This window comes from Pseudarthrobacter sp. SL88 (genome assembly GCF_026672455.1).
Taxonomy (GTDB): domain Bacteria; phylum Actinomycetota; class Actinomycetes; order Actinomycetales; family Micrococcaceae; genus Arthrobacter.
The window spans coordinates 4,184,292-4,201,019 of sequence record NZ_JAPPRD010000001.1; the positions used below are offsets into that span (position 1 = coordinate 4,184,292).

The 16,728-nt window shown below is 66.6% G+C and carries 16 protein-coding genes; 6 read left to right on the forward strand and 10 right to left on the reverse strand.

Translation table 11 applies throughout. The features are described from left to right. Positions 1 to 13: 13 nt before the first annotated feature. The 3 genes from OVA06_RS19080 to OVA06_RS19090 all read right to left on the reverse strand — a co-directional run bounded on the left by OVA06_RS19080 (position 14) and on the right by OVA06_RS19090 (position 2,701). Positions 14 to 691 carry a hypothetical protein gene (locus tag OVA06_RS19080; protein WP_268160490.1) on the reverse strand — a complete coding sequence of 226 codons (678 nt, stop codon included), beginning with the start codon at positions 689 to 691 and terminating at the stop codon, positions 14 to 16. After that, positions 688 to 2,172 (reverse strand): WXG100 family type VII secretion target, encoded by a 1,485-nt coding sequence (locus tag OVA06_RS19085; RefSeq protein WP_268160492.1) that lies wholly within the window; start codon positions 2,170 to 2,172, stop codon positions 688 to 690. The genes OVA06_RS19080 and OVA06_RS19085 overlap by 4 nt, the downstream gene beginning before the upstream one ends. A gap of 70 nt (positions 2,173 to 2,242) precedes the next feature. Then, positions 2,243 to 2,701 (reverse strand): Lrp/AsnC family transcriptional regulator, encoded by a 459-nt coding sequence (locus OVA06_RS19090; RefSeq protein WP_045731753.1) that lies wholly within the window; start codon positions 2,699 to 2,701, stop codon positions 2,243 to 2,245. Between the two features lie 325 nt (positions 2,702 to 3,026). Here OVA06_RS19090 and gluQRS point away from each other — a divergent pair, with 325 nt between their 5' ends. Further along, complete coding sequence (gluQRS, locus tag OVA06_RS19095) at positions 3,027 to 3,920, forward strand: tRNA glutamyl-Q(34) synthetase GluQRS (RefSeq protein ID WP_268160495.1); 894 nt, start codon at positions 3,027 to 3,029, stop codon at positions 3,918 to 3,920. A gap of 47 nt (positions 3,921 to 3,967) precedes the next feature. After that, complete coding sequence (locus OVA06_RS19100) at positions 3,968 to 4,168, forward strand: AsnC family protein (RefSeq protein WP_268160497.1); 201 nt, start codon at positions 3,968 to 3,970, stop codon at positions 4,166 to 4,168. A gap of 4 nt (positions 4,169 to 4,172) precedes the next feature. Here OVA06_RS19100 and OVA06_RS19105 read toward each other — a convergent pair whose 3' ends face one another. Together OVA06_RS19105 and OVA06_RS19110 are read right to left on the reverse strand one after the other, a co-directional pair. After that, positions 4,173 to 5,432 carry a low temperature requirement protein A gene (locus tag OVA06_RS19105; protein ID WP_268160499.1) on the reverse strand — a complete coding sequence of 420 codons (1,260 nt, stop codon included), beginning with the start codon at positions 5,430 to 5,432 and terminating at the stop codon, positions 4,173 to 4,175. Between the two features lie 27 nt (positions 5,433 to 5,459). Next, entirely contained in the window at positions 5,460 to 6,776 is a 1,317-nt protein-coding gene (locus OVA06_RS19110) for an ATP-binding protein (protein ID WP_268160501.1), read from the reverse strand. A gap of 223 nt (positions 6,777 to 6,999) precedes the next feature. On the opposite strand from OVA06_RS19110, the gene ggt reads away from it, so the two are divergent. Next, a complete protein-coding gene (ggt, locus tag OVA06_RS19115) occupies positions 7,000 to 8,862 on the forward strand; it encodes a gamma-glutamyltransferase (RefSeq protein WP_268160503.1) in 1,863 nt (620 codons plus the stop codon). Positions 8,863 to 8,962: 100 nt separating this feature from the next. Here ggt and OVA06_RS19120 read toward each other — a convergent pair whose 3' ends face one another. Genes OVA06_RS19120 through OVA06_RS19135 form a run of 4 tightly spaced genes read right to left on the reverse strand, consistent with a single transcriptional unit; the run spans position 8,963 to position 13,744 of the window. After that, entirely contained in the window at positions 8,963 to 10,477 is a 1,515-nt protein-coding gene (locus OVA06_RS19120) for an amino acid permease (protein ID WP_268160505.1), read from the reverse strand. Between the two features lie 35 nt (positions 10,478 to 10,512). Next, positions 10,513 to 11,928: an aspartate ammonia-lyase gene (locus OVA06_RS19125; protein WP_261620876.1), complete on the reverse strand. Its 1,416-nt coding sequence runs from the start codon at positions 11,926 to 11,928 to the stop codon at positions 10,513 to 10,515. Positions 11,929 to 11,968: 40 nt separating this feature from the next. Beyond that, the gene (locus OVA06_RS19130) at positions 11,969 to 13,015 is read right to left on the reverse strand and encodes an asparaginase (protein ID WP_261620875.1); all 1,047 of its coding nucleotides are present in this window, start codon (positions 13,013 to 13,015) and stop codon (positions 11,969 to 11,971) included. 24 nt (positions 13,016 to 13,039) lie between these two features. After that, the gene (locus OVA06_RS19135) at positions 13,040 to 13,744 is read right to left on the reverse strand and encodes a FadR/GntR family transcriptional regulator (protein ID WP_261620874.1); all 705 of its coding nucleotides are present in this window, start codon (positions 13,742 to 13,744) and stop codon (positions 13,040 to 13,042) included. Positions 13,745 to 13,909: 165 nt separating this feature from the next. Between OVA06_RS19135 and OVA06_RS19140 the strand changes: the two genes are divergently transcribed. Together OVA06_RS19140 and OVA06_RS19145 are read left to right on the forward strand one after the other, a co-directional pair. Beyond that, complete coding sequence (locus OVA06_RS19140; protein WP_268160508.1) at positions 13,910 to 14,173, forward strand: helix-turn-helix transcriptional regulator; 264 nt, start codon at positions 13,910 to 13,912, stop codon at positions 14,171 to 14,173. After that, positions 14,170 to 15,420 (forward strand): type II toxin-antitoxin system HipA family toxin, encoded by a 1,251-nt coding sequence (locus tag OVA06_RS19145; protein WP_268160510.1) that lies wholly within the window; start codon positions 14,170 to 14,172, stop codon positions 15,418 to 15,420. The genes OVA06_RS19140 and OVA06_RS19145 overlap by 4 nt, the downstream gene beginning before the upstream one ends. Positions 15,421 to 15,455: 35 nt before the next feature. On the opposite strand, the gene OVA06_RS19150 is transcribed toward OVA06_RS19145, so the two are convergent. Next, positions 15,456 to 16,073 (reverse strand): uracil-DNA glycosylase, encoded by a 618-nt coding sequence (locus tag OVA06_RS19150; protein WP_056078396.1) that lies wholly within the window; start codon positions 16,071 to 16,073, stop codon positions 15,456 to 15,458. 133 nt (positions 16,074 to 16,206) lie between these two features. Here OVA06_RS19150 and OVA06_RS19155 point away from each other — a divergent pair, with 133 nt between their 5' ends. Continuing rightward, entirely contained in the window at positions 16,207 to 16,719 is a 513-nt protein-coding gene (locus OVA06_RS19155) for a hypothetical protein (RefSeq protein ID WP_268160512.1), read from the forward strand. Positions 16,720 to 16,728 lie beyond the last annotated feature (9 nt).

Genomic DNA, 16,728 nt, shown 5'->3' on the forward strand with positions numbered 1-16,728 from the left:
GCCGCCCGTTGCCCTAGTCGGCCGGGCGGACGTGGACGATGATCACCTGGGTGTCCTTGCCGCCGTCGTACCTCAGGTCGTAGTTCACGTCCAGGCCGGTGGCCGTTCCGGAGGTGATGGAGAAATCGCTCTTTCCCTCCGGGTCGCTTTCGGTGCTGCTGATCCACCGCTCGGCGGAGTCACCGTCGATCCCGTAACGCTGCACACCCTCACGGATCAGGGCGAAATACTCCTCGGCGGATTGTGCGGTGAGGAAGTAGGTGACCTCGCTGAAGTCTGTGCGCCTGTCCGTGGTGTTGAACCGGATGCGGTCCGTTTCGCCCGTGATTTCGCCGCTGGGCGCCACGATGGTCAAGTTGATCTTTCCGGCGCCACGGGTGTTGATCTCGGGTCCGTAGCTGTCCGGCGTCACCTGAACGGCGGCCTTGTCCAGCGTGCCGGAGCTCATGTCCAGCCGTGCGGCCCCGGTGCTGCGGATGGTCTCTACGCCGGCGGCATCAAGGGTGGAAAATTCAGAGGTTTTCACGGTGCTCCCTGCAGAAGGTGATGTGGCGGAGGACGGGGTTGCGGGATCGGGGGCGGACAGTTGGCAGCCGCCCAGGGCCAGGCCGACGGCCAGGGCCGGCAGGAGGAGTACGACGCCGGATGCGCGCCGTTGCTTCCCGGCTGCGGCTGTGTGGGTGGTGGTCACTGGTGGACCTCCGCGTCGAAGCCTTCCAGGAAGCGGTCCATGATCTGGGGGATGTTGTTGGTGGGCCGGTACTGGTCCACCCGGGAGTCAAAGTCGGAGCCGATGATCTGGGCTGCCCGGTCCGGGTCCGAGGCCAGCAGGTCCTGGTAGGCGGGCAGGGTGTCCTGCCGGATGAGTTCCCAGCGCTGGTCCGCGTTGGCAATGTTGCCGTCCGGGAAACCCGTGGTGAAGTCGGTGCGGAACTGCGTGGGGTTGTCCCAGTTGGTGAACGGCACGTTCTGCGGGCCTGGGCTTTCCACGCTGAAGGTGTAGGGGAACACCTCTGCGTAGCTCCTGGCCCCGGGGATGGAGGGCTCGCCGGCCAGGGTCACCATGTAGGTCACGGCTTCACCGCCGGGGTGGCTGCGCATGTTGTCGTAATCGTCGGCAATGATTTCGTTCTGCTCGCGGTACAGGAGGGCGGTGTTGCCTTCCTGGACGCGGTCCGGGTCGCCGGAATCGATATTGGCCCAGGCCTCCGCCGTTCCGGCATCGATGGCGCCGGAATCTTGGAGCCGGTTGATCTCGTCCAGACCGCCGTTGAGATACGCCTGGTGCTGGCGCGCCTGGTCCAGGAAGATTTCCTTGTTCATGTCCAGCATGCTGGTTTCGTAGAAGCGGATTTCGTCATCGGTCATTCCGGCCAGCTGTTCGATCTGGTCCAGGATGGGCAGCGGGATGTTGGACGCCGGATTGTTGGCGATCTGCTGCGCGAGGTCCCGCATCATGGCCATGTCGCGGAAGCCGCCCGCGAAGGACGGTCCGATCATGTTGGCCATGCCGGCCCACTGCAGGTCCGGGTTGGCCAGGTAGGCCTGGCCGTAGAAGTCGTAGACGCTGCGGATGGTGTCCCAGTTGGCTTCGGTGCCGTTGGCGGTATCCCAGGTGGCCGGATCGATGCCCATGTCCAGCATGGCCTGGTTGTTCCAGTAGTCGCTGAGGAAATCGGCGTACTCCGGGGAGTTCTTGTCGATCAGGCCGGAGTCCGCTGCCGCGTCCATGGCGGCCTTGGCGGCTCCCGGGTTGGCCAGCGCCCATTGCCTGAACTCTTCGCTCTGCAGGTAGTCCCGGCGCTCGTCCGGCGTCATCGAGTTCAGGGTGTCGGTCAGGTCCTGGGCTGTTCCGCCGCCCCCGCCCGACTGGCCCGCGCCACCACCGCTGCCGCCGCCGGCGCCGTTGCTGGCCCGTTCCTGTTCGTCCGCGTTGGCCAGCAGCGCTTTTGACGCCGTTTCGAGCCCGGCCGTGGCGGCCTTCAGCAGCTTGATGTGGGAGGAGGTCCATTCGCTGCGGAACCTGTCGCCGTCGTGCCCCTTCCACGGCCCGGAGCTGATGGTGCTGTTGAGCTGCTGGCCCAGGGCGTTGAGCTGGTTGGCGCCGCCGGCGAGGTCCTTGGCGAGCTGCCGGAGCTGGGCCACGTCGCCGCCGTAAAAGGTACCCGCCATGATGATTCCCCCTGTGTGGATGTACCGTGCCAGCCTAGCCGGGAAGGTATATGCGGGGCGATGGGGAGCGCTATCCGTCCAGCAGACCCGTGGTGCGGTAGGGAATGACTTCGCGCAGGAACATGCTGGTGGAGGTGCGGACGATTCCCGGGCACAGCCGGATCTCCTCCGATACCCGGTACAGGTCGTCCGGGCTGGTGGCCACCACCCGGATCAGGAGGTCCGTGTCACCGGCGGGTGCGTGGCATTCGAGGACCTCCGGAATGTTCCGCAGGGCGGCGATGGCCTCATTGAGGTGGCTTTGGTCCAGTTCTGCGCTCACCGACGCCGCCACCCCGCGGCCCAATGCCGCGGGAAGGACCCTGCTGCTGTTGGGCCGGAGCGCGCCGGCCGCCGTCATCCGCTCCAGGCGCGACTGCACCGTGCCGCGCGCCAGCCCCAGCCGCTGGGCCAGCACCATGATGGGAACCCGCGGGTCATCGTCCAGCGCCCGGAGGATCCGCCGGTCCGTGGCGTCGAGTTCCTGCAATTTGCCTACTTTCTGCTGAGCTGGCCCGCGCGGATTAGTCAGATTGACTAAAGAACGCGGGACCAGTTGCACCAACTGTATGGCTGCTGCTGAAATGTTGGCAACAGGGCAGCGGCTACCGCCACTGCCCGCAGGCCACCGGCCTCCGGCACACCACCCGGGCGCCGCGCACAGCTTCCCGCAAGGAGGCCGCCGCTGATTGACTCTTGTTCACGCATCGTCTTTCCGCACCCACTGACGAGAGCCCCTGGGCTACCGATCCACCGGATATCCGGTCATATCGGTGGCTGAGGGGCTCTTGTGCTGTTCCGCATAGGCTGGATGCATGACTTTGGCCGGCCGCTTCGCCCCCAGCCCTTCCGGCGAACTCCATCTGGGCAACCTCCGTACCGCCATCCTTGCCTGGCTCTTCGCCCGTTCCAGCGGCCGCAGCTTCCTCCTGCGCGTTGAGGACCTGGACAGGGCGCGCGCCGGAGCCGAAGCCGTTCAGCTGCGTGACCTCGCCGCCATAGGGGTGGACTGGGACGGCGCGGTGGTCCGGCAGACCGCCCGCGGAACGTTGTATGCGGACGCTATCGGGCGCCTGCAGGCCGCAGGCCTGACCTACGAGTGCTTCTGCACCCGCCGTGAAATCCAGGAAGCCCCCTCCGCCCCGCATGCACCCCAGGGCGCCTATCCGGGAACCTGCCGGAACCTTGAATCCGCGGAGCTGGAGTACAGGCGGTCCACCCGGCCGGCGGCCATCCGGCTGCGCGCCGACGTTGCGGAGTTCACCGTCCGGGATGTCCTGCACGGCGCCTACACCGGCGTGGTGGATGACTTCGTGCTCCGCCGCAACGACGGTGTCACCGCGTACAACCTGGCAGTGGTGGTGGACGATGCCGAGCAGGGCGTAGACCAGGTGGTCCGGGGCGACGACCTACTTCCCTCGACCCCCAGGCAGGCATATCTCGCCTCCCTCCTGAATATTCCAGTTCCGGAATATGCCCACGTCCCGCTGGTGGTGAATTCCGACGGCGTCCGGTTGGCCAAGCGCGATGGTGCAGTGACGCTCGGTGACCTCGACGCTGCGGGCGTTCCGGTGGACCAGGTCCGGAACCGGCTGCTGGCGTCACTCGGGCTCCCCCCGGGGCCGCTGAGCCAGGCGCTCGACGCCTTTCATCCCGCCCGGGTGCCGACCTCGCCCTGGGTCTGGGAAGGCGCCGTCAACAATCGTTGACGGCCGCCTCCTCGTCAACTAACGTTGACGGCATGGAGGTGGACCGGATGAAAACACTCGTTGGATCAATGGACGGCAAAGGCCCAGCCGAGGCCCTGTACGCCGTTGCCGAACTGCAGAAGGAAGTCGGCCGGGCGGAAGCTGCCCTGGTGCGCGGCGCCAGACAGGCCGGCTTGTCCTGGGAAGCCATTGCGCTGTGCCTGGGCGTCACCAAGCAGGCGGTGCACCGGAAGTACGGCAAGCAGTGAAGCCTTAGGCGGGCAGTCCCGGCTCCGCCCCGCCCTCCAGCTTCGACAGGGCCGTGTGCACCCGGTCGCTGCCGCGCTTTTCGTCAATGATGATCGAGGCGGCCAGGGCGGCCACAATGACCAGCAGGCACACGGGGACGGAGACGCCTGCTGCCGCCAGGGCCACCGCACCGCCCTGGAGAGCGATGACACCCGCTGCGACCGCGATGACCATGCGTTCGGTTCCCATCATCACGCTGTACAGCCAGGTGAGGGTTGTCTTGAAGATTGCCACCGGAATGGCGATGCTCGCCACGGCCGCCGCAGCGCTGATGTGGGCCTCGTGGTCGATGTAGTACGCGGCCACGTGGAGGCCGGCGCCGGTGGCGGCGATGGCCGCGAAGATGGGGATATGGCCGTAGCCGAACAGGTAGGACCGGTGCCGCCGCAGGTGCAGCGCCCGCCCGGCAGGCAGCATGAAGTACACCCACCACATTCCGAAGGCCAGTGCCGTTCCGCCGAATCCCACCAGGGCCGCGTCCATGGTCCAACCGCTGTTGGCTACAAACGCGCGCAGCGTCTCGATGGCACCGATCAGGCACTCACCCAGGGCAATGATGGCGAGCAGTCCGTACCGTTCGGCGATGTGGTGTGCATGCCACGGCGTGGTTGCCCTGCGTTCGGCAAAATACGGCGTGGCCATTTCCAGCGCCACCAGCGGAACCACCATCAGGAGGGTGGCTGCAACGCCGGTGTCGAGGATCAGCACCGCCACCCAGCCCAGCTGGACGATGGCCAGATACCGGGCGTAGCGCAGGCACGTCCCGCGGCGGGCAGGATCCTGGCGCGCAGCCCGCATCCACTGCGCCACCAGGGCCAGGCGCATCAGAATGTAGCCGCCCACAATGACCCTGTTGTCCACGTGCTGCCCCTCGACGATCGAGTGGAACATCGGTTCGATTCCCATGGTGAGGATCAGGACGCCCACGATCTGGACCATGGTGACCACGCGGAACACCCAGTCGTCCGTGTCGTAGGCGCTGGCGAACCAGGTGAAATTTATCCAGGCCCAGATGACGGCGAACATCGCGAACGCGAACCCGATCAACCCGGGCAATACGTGGGCTTCCGCGATTTCATGGGCGAACTGGCTTCCCGCGACGCCGAAGGCAATGACGAACGTCAGGTCGAAGAAGAGTTCCAGCGGGGTGGCTGCCCGGTGTTTTTCATGCGGATCGCGGCCGCCCATGCGCGCGAACGCATGGCGGAGAGGGTTTGAGGACATGCCTCAAAGATAGCCGGACGGGCGCGCTCAGACCCTTCCCAAGGCGTCGATGTCTTCGAGGAAGTCCTGGTGCACTTCGGCGCTGACAGTGGTGCGGGTTTCGGCGATCGCGGCGAGGTAGTCCTCTGTGGAGGGCCCCTTCCGTACCGCCTCCCGGACGGACGGCCGCGCATCGGTGGCCAGCCCGCCGTCGTCGTACACCGCTTTCTCCAGCGCCCGCTGCGACGCGCTCCGTGCCGCGTATTCAATGTCCGCAGGGGAGAAGCCCTCGGTCCGCTCCACGAGGAGTTCCACGTCCACGTCATCCACCACGGGGGCGGGGATGAAGCGCTGCCACATGGCGTTGCGGGCCTGCCGGTCCGGCAGGCCGATGGGGATGACATAGTCGAACCGGCCGTGCCGCAGGAACGCGGTGTCCAGGGCGCGGATGAAGTTGGTGGCGCAGACCAGGAGCCTGCCGGGCTGTTCCCGGAACGCCGGAATGATCTTGAGCAGTTCGTTGGTGACGCCCTGCAGGGGTGAGGGCGGGTCCCCGGCGCGCTGGGAGGCGATCTCCTCCACCTCGTCGATGAAGACCACCGCGTGCTCGAGTTCGGCGATCTCCAGGAAGGTTTCCCGCAGTGCCCCTGCCAGGCCCTGTGGATCCGCGGCGAGGCGGGACGGGAACACCTCCACGAAGGGCCACTCCAAGCGGGAGGCGATGGCCTTGGCGAAGGTGGTCTTGCCGGTGCCGGGAGGGCCGAAAAGGACGACGGCGCGCGGCGGCACCACGCCGAATTCGTCCGCGAGGTCGGCCTCGGCAAGCGGCAGCACCAGGCGGCGTTCCAGGAGTTCCTTTTCCTTGCGCATGCCGGCGACGTTTTCCCAGAGGTCGCGGGCGAGGACGCGGCCGCCGAGCTGTCCGAGCGCACCGAGCTCCTGCCGTTGCACGGGGATGGTGCGTTCGAAGTAGCGCAGGTTCTTCTTCAGCGCGAAGCCGCGGCCCAGGAACGCTTCCACCCGGGTTTCGGACTCCGGCATCAGGGCCGAAAGCTTGTTCAGCCCGTGTGGTGCCATCCGGTTTTCGACGGCGGCCAGCAGCGAGGTGCCGATGCCCCGGCCGCGGTACTCCGGCAGGGTGGCCAGGAAGACAATCCAGCCCTGGTCGTGCGCGGCACGTCCCACGGCGGCGCCCACCACCTGATCACCCAGCACCGCCACCACGGCATGGTCCTTCTCGCACGAGGCCAAGACCTCGGACAGCGCGTACACCGGTTCCACGTTTGTTGCCTTCAGCGTCTCCCACAGGTGCAGGATCCCGTCCAGGTCTGCCGAATGAAAATCCCTGATCCGCCAGTTGGTCATGCCGTCACTCCTGTTGGTTCCCCGTTGAACTGCCCATGGTCTCTACTGCAGCGAGCATAAGCGATCCGACGGACGATGCCCGTTGCGGTCCCGTTGCATGACGCTGCGGTTCCGTGGGCGCCCAGCAACTCCAGGGGCTCCGCAGGGTAGCCGGGGGCGTTGAGCCCGTCCGGCCCTAGGAGTAGCGTGTGATGCACATCACCCAAGCCCCCTAGGAGCAACCATGCCACATCTGGGACGCCGGGTAGGAGCCTTAACGGCTGCACTGGCGATGAGCGTGACGTCCGGAGCCATCATGAGCCCGGCCTCGGCCCACACATGGGACGACGAACCCGAGAAGAAAGCCACCGCCACCGGATACGGGGGAGCGGTCAGCACGGTGGACGCCGATGCTTCCGCGGCCGCCATCACAGTGCTCCGCAAGGGCGGCAACGCCGTGGACGCCGCCGTCGCAGCGGCAGCTACCCTGGGGGTAACGGAGCCCTACTCTGCCGGCATCGGCGGAGGCGGCTACTTCGTGTACTACGACGCGAAGAGCGGCGAAGTCCACACGCTCGACGGCCGCGAGACCGCACCCGCGGCGATGCCGAACGATGCGTTCATCGATCCCGCCACCGGAAAGGCATATAACTTCTCTCCGGAACTCGTCACCAGCGGCGTTTCCGTGGGCGTCCCCGGCACGGCAGCTACGTGGGAGCGTGCGCTGGAACGCTGGGGCAGCCTGAGCCTCGGCGATGCCCTGAAGCCTGCCATTGACGTGGCGGACAACGGGTTCACCGTGGACGCGACGTTCAACCTCCAGACTGAAGAAAACAAGTTGCGCTTCTCAGCCTTCCCGTCCACCAGCGAGCTCTATCTTCCGGGAGGGGCAGCCCCCGCCGTGGGGTCGGTCCTGAAGAACCCCGACCTCGCCGACACCTACCGCTTGCTTGGCGATGAGGGCACTGACGCCTTCTACAAGGGTCCGCTGGCCGAGGAGATTGCCGCCACCGTCCAGGAACCACCCAAGACGGCAACAACCAAACTGCCGGTGCCCAAGGGCTACATGACCGCCGAGGACCTGGCCGACTATGAGGTACTGAACCAGGACCCCACCCACGTCAGCTATCGGGACTACGACGTCTACGGCATGGCACCGTCCAGCAGTGGCGGCACCACGGTGGGCGAGGCCCTGAACATCCTGGCCCCCTTCGAACTGCCGGACCTCGTGAAGGGCAAAGGCAACGCCAAGAACCAGTCTGACGTCCTGCACTACTACCTTGAAGCGTCCGCGCTCGCCTTCGCTGATCGGGCCAAGTATCTGGGCGACCCGAAGTTCGTGGACGTCCCCACCGAAGCCCTCCTCGACGACGTCTTCGGCAAGGAACGCGGCTGCGAGATCGACGCCCGGAAGGCGGCCGTCAAGCCCGTGGCGGCCGGTGACGTGGAGAACTATGACGGCACCTGCGACGTGGAACCGGCAGCGGCCGGCGACGCGCCGGACACCGAGAACATCAACACCACCAACCTCACCGTCTCGGACAAGTGGGGCAACGTGGTGGAGTACACGCTCACCATCGAGCAGACCGGTGGCTCGGGCATCGTGGTTCCCGGCCGTGGCTTCATCCTGAACAATGAACTCACGGACTTCTCCACCGAGTACAAGGCGGACGACCCCAACCGGATCCAGCCCGGCAAGCGGCCCCGTTCCTCGATGTCGCCCACCATTGTGCTCAAGGATGGTGACCCGTTCCTGGCCCTCGGCTCGCCCGGCGGCTCGACCATCATCACCACGGTGCTGCAGACCCTGGTGAACAGGATCGACCTCGGAATGAGCATTGAAGACGCCGTGGCAGCTCCCCGCGCAACACAGCGGAACACCGCCAACGTGACAGCGGAACAGGGCTTCATCGACTCGCCCTCGGGCAAAGTCCTGGCGGCCAAGTACGGGCATACGTTCACCGCTGCCGGTACCCCCGGCACATCCGCGGCCGAGATCGGCGCCGCAACGGCCATCGAGTTCCATCGGGACGGCCGCGTGACAGCGGTCGCTGAACCGGAACGGCGCGGTGGCGGATCGGCCATGGTGGTCAAACCGGCCAGGTGATCCGGCCGCTGCCGCCGGGCAGCTGCCCTTAAACCCTGACGGCGGCACCTGGGTTCTGTAGTTCCAGAACCCAGGTGCCGCCGTCGGACGTTAAGAAGCGTTACTTCTTGAAGGTGCCTGCCGGAGGATTGGCAACCACGGGTGCGGTGCCGGTGTGGCCTTCGCGGGTTTCGGCGATTTTGTGGATGCGTTTGCGGCAGGCGTACCAGCCGAAGACCATGAGGACTGAGGCGATGGCGGTGACCATCATGGTCAGCGGTGAGTCGATGAAGACCATGATGAGGACGCCTACCAGGAAGACCAGGGAGAGGTATCCGGTGAACGGGGCGCCGAACATCCTGAAGGACGGCCGTTCCACCCATCCCTTGTCGGCCCAGCGTTTGAGCTGGATCTGGCACAGGACGATGGTGGCCCAGGTCATGATGATGCCCACGGAGGCGATGTTCAGCACGATCTCGAACGCTTCGGCCGGGACCAGGTAGTTCAGCGGCACACCGAGGAGGGAGACGCCGGCGGTGATGGCGATCCCGCCGTAGGGGACGCCTGCCTTGTTCATCCGGGACGCGAACTTCGGGGCGGACCCGTTCACGGACATCGAGCGCAGGATCCGGCCGGTGGAGTACAGGCCGGCGTTCAGCGAGGACAGCGCCGCGGTGAGGACCACCAGGTTCATGATCACGTCCACGCCCTGGACGCCGATGGAGCCGAAGAACGTCACGAACGGGCTGACGCCCTTCTGGTAGGACGTGTACGGCAGCAGCAGGGCCAGCAGGATCACGGAGCCCACGTAGAACACCGCGATGCGGAAGACCACGGAGTTGATGGCCTTGGGCATGATCTTCTCGGGGTTCTCGGTCTCGCCGGCCGCGGTGCCCACCAGTTCGATCGAGGCGTAGGCGAACAGGACGCCCTGCATGAGGATGATCATGGGCAGCAGGCCGTTGGGGAACACGCCGCCGTTGTCCGAGAGGAGGCTCAGGCCCACTTCCTGGCCGTCCACCGGGGTCCCGAAGATCACGAAGTACGTGCCGACCAGCAGGAACGCGACGAGGGCGGCGACCTTGATGAGGGCGAACCAGAATTCCATCTCGCCGAAGACCTTCACGGAGACCAGGTTCAGGCTCAGGACCACCACCAGGGCAATCAGGGCCCAGGCCCACTGCGGCACGTCAGCCATCCAGGGGACGTAGTTGCCGAAGAAGTGCATGTAGAGGGCGGCGGCGGTGATGTCCACGATGGTGGTGGTGGCCCAGTTGATCCAGTAGAACCAGCCGGAAACAAACGCGGCCTTCTCCCCGAAGAACTCACGGGCATAGGACACGAACGAACCCGACGAGGGCCGGTGGAGCACCAGCTCGCCCAGGGCGCGCAGGATCAGGAACGCGAAGAAACCACACACCGCGTACGCGATCACCAGCGACGGGCCGGCCGCGTTGAGGCGCCCGCCGGCACCAAGGAACAAACCGGTACCAATAGCACCGCCAATAGCGATCATCTGGATCTGCCGCGGCTTCAGGCTCTTGTGATAACCCTTATCCTCAGCATGCAGCGAGGACTCGGTAGCGTGTGCGTGACCGCCGTCGATGACGTGGTCTGGGAGTGGGGACTGACTCATGGGTGTCCTTACAGACGGGGGATGTTGGGTGGGGACTATTTGCTGAGGTTGGCTAGCCGTTCGGGGCTCAGGAGTTCCTGCAGTTGGGTGGCGGTGAGCAGTCCGTGTTCCAGGACCAGCTCAGCCACGCCCTTGCCGGTGGCGAGGGCTTCCTGCGCGATGGCGGTGGCGGTGGCGTAGCCCAGGTGGGGGTTCAGGGCGGTGACCAGGCCGATGGATTGCTCCACCGTGAGCCGCAGGTGTTCGGTGTTGGCGGTGATTCCACGGATGCAGCGCGCCGTCAGGGTGCGGCAGGCTGCTTCGAGGTGGGAGATGCTCTTGTGGAGGCTGTGGACAATGACGGGTTCGAACGCGTTGAGCTGAAGCTGCCCGGCTTCGGCGGCCATGGTGATGGTGACGTCGTTGCCGATCACTTCGTACGCCACCTGGGAGACCACTTCCGGGATCACCGGGTTGATCTTGCCGGGCATGATGGAGGAGCCGGACTGGACGGCCGGCAGGTTGATTTCGCCCAGGCCGGCGCGCGGGCCGGAGGAGAGCAGGCGAAGGTCGTTGCAGATCTTGGAGAGCTTGACCGCTACCCGCTTGAGCACGCCTGAGAGGTGGACGAACGCGCCAACGTCCTGGGTGGCTTCGATGAGGTCGACGGCGGTGACCAGCGGCAGGCCGGTGACCTCGGCCAGGTGCCGGCAGGCGGCGTCGGCGTAGCCTGCCGGGGCGTTCAGGCCGGTGCCGATGGCGGTGGCACCGAGGTTGATTTCGTGGATCAGGAGTTCGGCTTCGGCCAGGCGCAGCCGGTCCTCGCCGATGGTGACGGCGTAGGTGCCGAATTCCTGGCCCAGGGTCATGGGGACGGCGTCCTGGAGCTGGGTGCGGCCCATTTTCACCACGGTGCGGAATTCCATGGCTTTGGCGGCGCAAGCCTCTTCCAGTTCGGCCAGGGCGTCCAGGAGTTCCCGGGCGGCGAAGATGGTGCCGAGCTTCACCGCGGTGGGGTAGACGTCGTTGGTGGACTGGCTGAGGTTGACGTGGTCGTTGGGGTGCAGCCGCGCGTAGTCGCCCTTGGGGTGGCCAAGGATTTCCAGGGCGCGGTTGGCGATGACCTCGTTGGCGTTCATGTTCGACGACGTTCCGGCGCCGCCCTGGATGACGTCCACCACGAACTGTTCGGCCAGCTTGCCGTCCAGGATGTCCTGGCAGGCCTGTTCGATGGCTGCGGTGCGTTCGGCATCCAGCAGGCCAAGGTCCCGGTTGGTGCGGGCGGCGGCGAGCTTGACCGCCGCCAGGCCGCGGACCAGGTGCATGTTGGTGGAGAGCGGCTGGCCGGTGATGGGGAAGTTCTCCACGGCGCGCAGGGTGTGCACGCCCCAGTATGCTTCCGCGGGGACGTCGCGGTCACCCAGCAGGTCGTGTTCGGAGCGGAAATTTTCGGCGGTTGGTGTGATGGTCATGGGGGTCCTTACGGGCGTCGTTGTCTGGTTCGGACAGAAATTAGTTGAGGAAGTCGGTGGCCTGCAGCCGGCCCACTTCGTGGCCGCCGCCCAGCACGGGTGCGGTGGCGATGGGCGCCAGGGGTCCGGTATCAAGTCCCAGCGCGTCGAGGAGCCGGACGGTGGCGGGCATCCGGGCGCGGTCGCCGCCGTCGGAAATCTTCACGGCCACGGCACTGCCGTCGGCCAGGCCCACCAGCTGGACGCCCTCGAAGCCGTCCTTGGCCACGGCGCCGGGCACCAGGCGCATGAGCTCAGTGACGTCGCGTCCCTCGCCCGCCACCATGTGGGGGTGCTGCTGCATGGCGAGCCCGACGGCGGCTTCCGCGCTCCGGGAAGCCGGCCCGCCGTCGTCGGAGGTTCCCTCCGCCTGGCCGGCGGCGCGCGAAATGAGGCCGAAGGCGCGGGCCATGCCGCGGAGGGTGAGGGCGAACAGCGGGGTGCCGCAGCCGTCGGTGCTGATGGCGGCGGGTTCTTCGCCGGTCAGTTCGGTGACGGTGGCGGCAACGAGCTGCTGGAGCGGGTGGGACGGCTCAAGGTAGCCGCGGACCGGCCAGCCGTTGATGGCGCAGGTGGCGGCCATGGCGGCGTGCTTGCCCGAGCAGTTCTGGGTGAGCTGGGTGGCTTCGCCGCCGTTCCGCAGCCATTCCCCGCGTTCGGCCGTGCCGTAGGGGAGATCCGTGCTGTTTTCGAGGTCGGCGGCGCTGAGGCCGTGCAGTTCCAGGATGCGGAGGGCGCCGTCGCGGTGGCGGCTGTCGCCGGAGTGGCTGGCGGCGGCCAGGGCCAGGAGGTCTGCGGGGAGGTCCAGCCCGGCCCGGACCATGGCCACGGCCTGGAGCGGCTTGAGCGAGGAACGAGGGTAGAAGGGGGCTTCCGGGTTGCCGGCGGTTGCGGCGGTGGAGCCGTCCCTGCGCAGGGCGAGGGCCGATCCGTAGTGGACGCTTTCCACGAGGCCGCTGCGGACGGCCGCCACCAGGGGAGCGTGCTGCGGCAGGGCCAGGTGGTCCGGGGCAGGGGTGCGGGCAGCGGAAAACGCGGGGGAGGGCATGGTGTCCTTGGGGTTGCTGGCGGGTTATTTGTTGAGGATCGAGTCGAGGGCCTGGCCCACGGCTTCCAGATGGCGGGCCATGGCGGAACGCGCGTCCTGGGCGGATCCGGCCTCGATGGCGGCCAGGATGTGCTGGTGTTCAATGTCCGAGGCGTGCTGGCGGTCAGCCACCATGTTCAGGGTTTCCGACTGGTGGGCCAGGGCGTCGCGGATATCGGCCACGACGCTTTCGAAGACCTTGTTGCCGCTGGCGCGGGCGATGGCGGCATGGAAAGTGGAGTCCAGGGCCACCCAGGATTCGGGGTCGGTTTCGGTGGCCATGGCGGCCATGATTTGGCGGAGGGTGTCCAGCTCGTCGTCGGTGCGCCGCTCGGCGGCGAGGCCGGCGGCGGGAATTTCGATGTGCGGGCGGGCCTCGGTCAGGTCGCGGGCGGAGTACTGCCCCAGCGTCAGGTCGTTGGCCACCTTGTTGGCCACCACGAACGTGCCCTTGCCGGTCTTGGTGACCGTCAGGCCCAGGGCGGTGCAGGATCGGAGGGCCTCCCGGATGACGGAGCGGCTCACGCCGTATTGCTGGGCGAGGGTGGCCTCGGAGCTGAGTTTGCTGCCCACGGGAACAAGGCCGGATTCGATGTCCACGCGGATCGCGTTGAATACCGCTTCGGCGGCGCTGAGCCGCGCGAGGGGGACCACAGGCTGTCCTGCTGTCCGGCTGTCTGACAGGTTCACGCTTAAAATATGGCACCGGTCACACGGGAGTGTCAAGCCCCACTCTTTACCGGCTCCCTCATGACCGGCACGAGCGTACCGTTATAACCGAATAGCCCCTACCGCAACCAGGCCGCCACTGCTACATTGAACCTAACCGGCACGATCGTGCCTCAGGAGGTACGTATGACGTCAGCAATGGACCTGGTTGCAACGGAGGTCCGGGCCAGGCGCACCTCGCTGCGGCTCACCCAGCGGGACCTCGCCGACATGGCGGGTGTATCAGAGCGGTTCGTCAGGTTCGTGGAGCGGGGAAAGCCAAGCGTGCAGCTGGACTCGCTGCTTGCAGTCCTTGATACGCTGGGCCTCGAACTGCGGATTGCTGACAGGGCCAGCCAGGCGGAGCGTTCCCTTAGCGGCCAGGACCGCGCCGGGAGTGCCGCTCCGTGAGGCACCGCGTCGCGGACGTCTACAAGGCAGGGGTCCTGGCCGCGCGGCTGGAACGGTACGGCGGCGGAACGAAGTTCAGCTACCTGCCCGTTTACCTTGCCGGCGGAGGACCCGCCGTCGCGTCCTCCCTTCCCCTCACCGGAGAACCGGTCATGTCCGCCGCAGGTGCCGCACCGCCGTACTTCACCGGCCTGCTGCCGGAAGGCCGGCGCCTGAATGCACTGCGCCGGTCCATCAAAACCAGCGCGGACGACGACCTGTCCCTGCTGATCGCGGCCGGCGGGAACCCTGTGGGCGACGTCCAGATCATCGGCCACGGCGAGCCGCTGGACCCGGACGAACATGCAGTGGAGCTGGACCCGCGCCAGCCGGTGGACTTCGACGAGCTCCTGGGCGACCCGGACCTTATTGATCCCGTGGCGCTTGCCGGCGTGCAGGACAAGCTGTCCGCCGGGATGATCTCGCTGCCCGTGGCCGCCAAGGGGAAGCGGTTCATCCTCAAGCTCAACGCCCCCGAGTTCCCGCACGTGGTGGAGAACGAGTTCGCCATGTTCCGCTACGCGGCCAGGCTGCGGATCCCGCTGAGCCGGGTGGGGCTGATCCGGGACGTCGCAGGGCGGCCGGGACTGCTGGTGGAACGCTTCGACCGCGTCCCGCCGCTCGAAGCAGCAGCCGGCGCCGGCGACGTCCTGCGGCTCGCCGTTGAGGACGGAGCCCAGGTGCTCAGGCTGTACCCGGCAGACAAGTACAACGTGGGGTACGGGCAGGTGTGCCGGGCACTGGCGGAGCACTGCGCCGCTCCGCTGCCGGCCCTCCGCAACCTTGCCCTTCAAGGTGCGTTCGCCTGGCTGACCGGCAACGGCGACCTGCACGCGAAGAACGTGTCCATGGTGCAGGATCCCCGGGCCGGCTGGGTGATCGCGCCCGTCTACGACATCCCCTCCACGGTTGTTTACGGCGACAAGACGCTCGCGCTGGCCATCGACGGCAAGCGGACGGGCATCTCCCGCCGCCACTTCCTGGGCTGGACTGCGGGCCTCGGGCTTCCGGAGCGCGCCGCGAGCAAGGTCATCGACCTCGCGTTAAGGGCGTCGGGGCCGCTGGTTGCCGACCTTGAGGCCGGCACTGCGTTTGCCGGTGCCGGACCGGCCGGGAAGAACGACGGCGGCCGGTCGCCGTTCCCGGACATGGTCACCAGGGCGTGGGTCAAGGAGCTGAAGCACCGCCGCCGGCTTTTCGAAGGGTAGGTTGCCACGCTTCCGCGTTCAGCCTGGGGAGTGGCTTACAGGTGCTGGATGCCCGCCCGCTGCATGGCGTCCTTGTAGATCTCGACGTTCTTAGTGAGGATCTCTTCCTGCTTCGTATCGGATACGGCGAATGCCCGCCCGCCAAGAGCAGTGGCCTTGTAGATCTTGATGCCGCTGTTCTTCAGTGCGGAGTGGTAGGTCTTCTCGTAGAGCGTCAGGAAGGTGGATGCATCGGTTCCGTGGGCAATGATCGCCGAGACGCGGGAGTTGATTTTGAGGAACTGGCGGAACGGGCGGAGGCCGTCCGTCTTCTCCTGGACACTCAGCGCCGACGGGCTTCCGGACTCGCGGACCCAAGGGAACGCGTTCCAAGGCATGACGTAGCGCGGATCCAGTTCGGCGAGTTCGTAGATCTGGGTCGCACGGCGTGCGGCTTCATCGTCGTTGTTGTGGGACACGAACCCGGATTCGGTGCCCTTCCCGGGGCTGACCTGCAGGGTGACGATCCGGCACTCATCCTCGTCATGGACGGGGTCGATGTAGGGAACGGTGGAGCCCGGCTTCTTTTCCATGAGTTCGTCGCAAAGCTGGGTTACCTTCGCGATGTTCGGTTCCTGTAGCAGGGCTTTCTTTTCGTCCCAGTCAATCGTCACGATCTCTCCCTCAGCAGCACGGCGTCCAGAATCAGGCGTCTCATGCCACTCTACGCTTCTCCGTACGGGGGTGGGCAGGGGAAAGGTGCGGCGGGGGCCAGGCCGGCTTCGGCGATGCTGTTCAATGAGGAGCGTGCAGTTCACCCGGAAAGGCCTGAAGGCCGATGGTTTCGCAGGCTTCAGGCCCATCGACGATCTCGACATTATGCGCATACCGCAGGGAACCGGCCTGTTCGTTGTGGTTGCGCCGGCCGGGTTCCTGCCCCGCTTCCTGAAGAGGAGCACGGCCGGCGTTTTCAAGAAGAGGCAGCCAACCCTCCCCGATACGGCACTCCGGACGGAGTGGGTGGAATCGGCATCGGTCCTTTACATCGGCAAGGCCGGTCCCGGCAGCAAGGGCAACAGGGGACTCAGGCGCCAGATCCAGGAATTTGTTGATTTCGGTCAGGGGAAGCCGCCAGGCCATTGGGACGGGCGGCTCATTTGGCAGTTGGCCTATGCCACCGAATTGCTTGTGGCCTGGAAAGAAGTGCCGGCTGGGCAGTTGAACCAGGCGGAGGCCGGCTACCACGCAGGCTTCGTGGCGGAGTACGGGAAACTGCCGTTCGCGAACCTTGTCCAGGCACGCGGCAGCGCCCCCGCATGACCGGAAAGG

Excerpts from the sequence above, each read along its gene's own strand:
- OVA06_RS19100 (WP_268160497.1), top strand. The coding sequence starts at position 3,968 with ATGAAAACACTCGTTGGATCAATGGACGGCAAAGGCCCAGCCGAGGCC.
- OVA06_RS19140 (WP_268160508.1), top strand. The coding sequence starts at position 13,910 with ATGACGTCAGCAATGGACCTGGTTGCAACGGAGGTCCGGGCCAGGCGC.
- ggt (WP_268160503.1), top strand. The coding sequence starts at position 7,000 with ATGCCACATCTGGGACGCCGGGTAGGAGCCTTAACGGCTGCACTGGCG.
- OVA06_RS19130 (WP_261620875.1), bottom strand. The coding sequence starts at position 13,015 with ATGCCCTCCCCCGCGTTTTCCGCTGCCCGCACCCCTGCCCCGGACCAC.
- OVA06_RS19110 (WP_268160501.1), bottom strand. The coding sequence starts at position 6,776 with ATGACCAACTGGCGGATCAGGGATTTTCATTCGGCAGACCTGGACGGG.
- OVA06_RS19085 (WP_268160492.1), bottom strand. The coding sequence starts at position 2,172 with ATGGCGGGTACCTTTTACGGCGGCGACGTGGCCCAGCTCCGGCAGCTC.
- OVA06_RS19120 (WP_268160505.1), bottom strand. The coding sequence starts at position 10,477 with ATGAGTCAGTCCCCACTCCCAGACCACGTCATCGACGGCGGTCACGCA.
- OVA06_RS19105 (WP_268160499.1), bottom strand. The coding sequence starts at position 5,432 with ATGTCCTCAAACCCTCTCCGCCATGCGTTCGCGCGCATGGGCGGCCGC.
- OVA06_RS19125 (WP_261620876.1), bottom strand. The coding sequence starts at position 11,928 with ATGACCATCACACCAACCGCCGAAAATTTCCGCTCCGAACACGACCTG.
- gluQRS (WP_268160495.1), top strand. The coding sequence starts at position 3,027 with ATGACTTTGGCCGGCCGCTTCGCCCCCAGCCCTTCCGGCGAACTCCAT.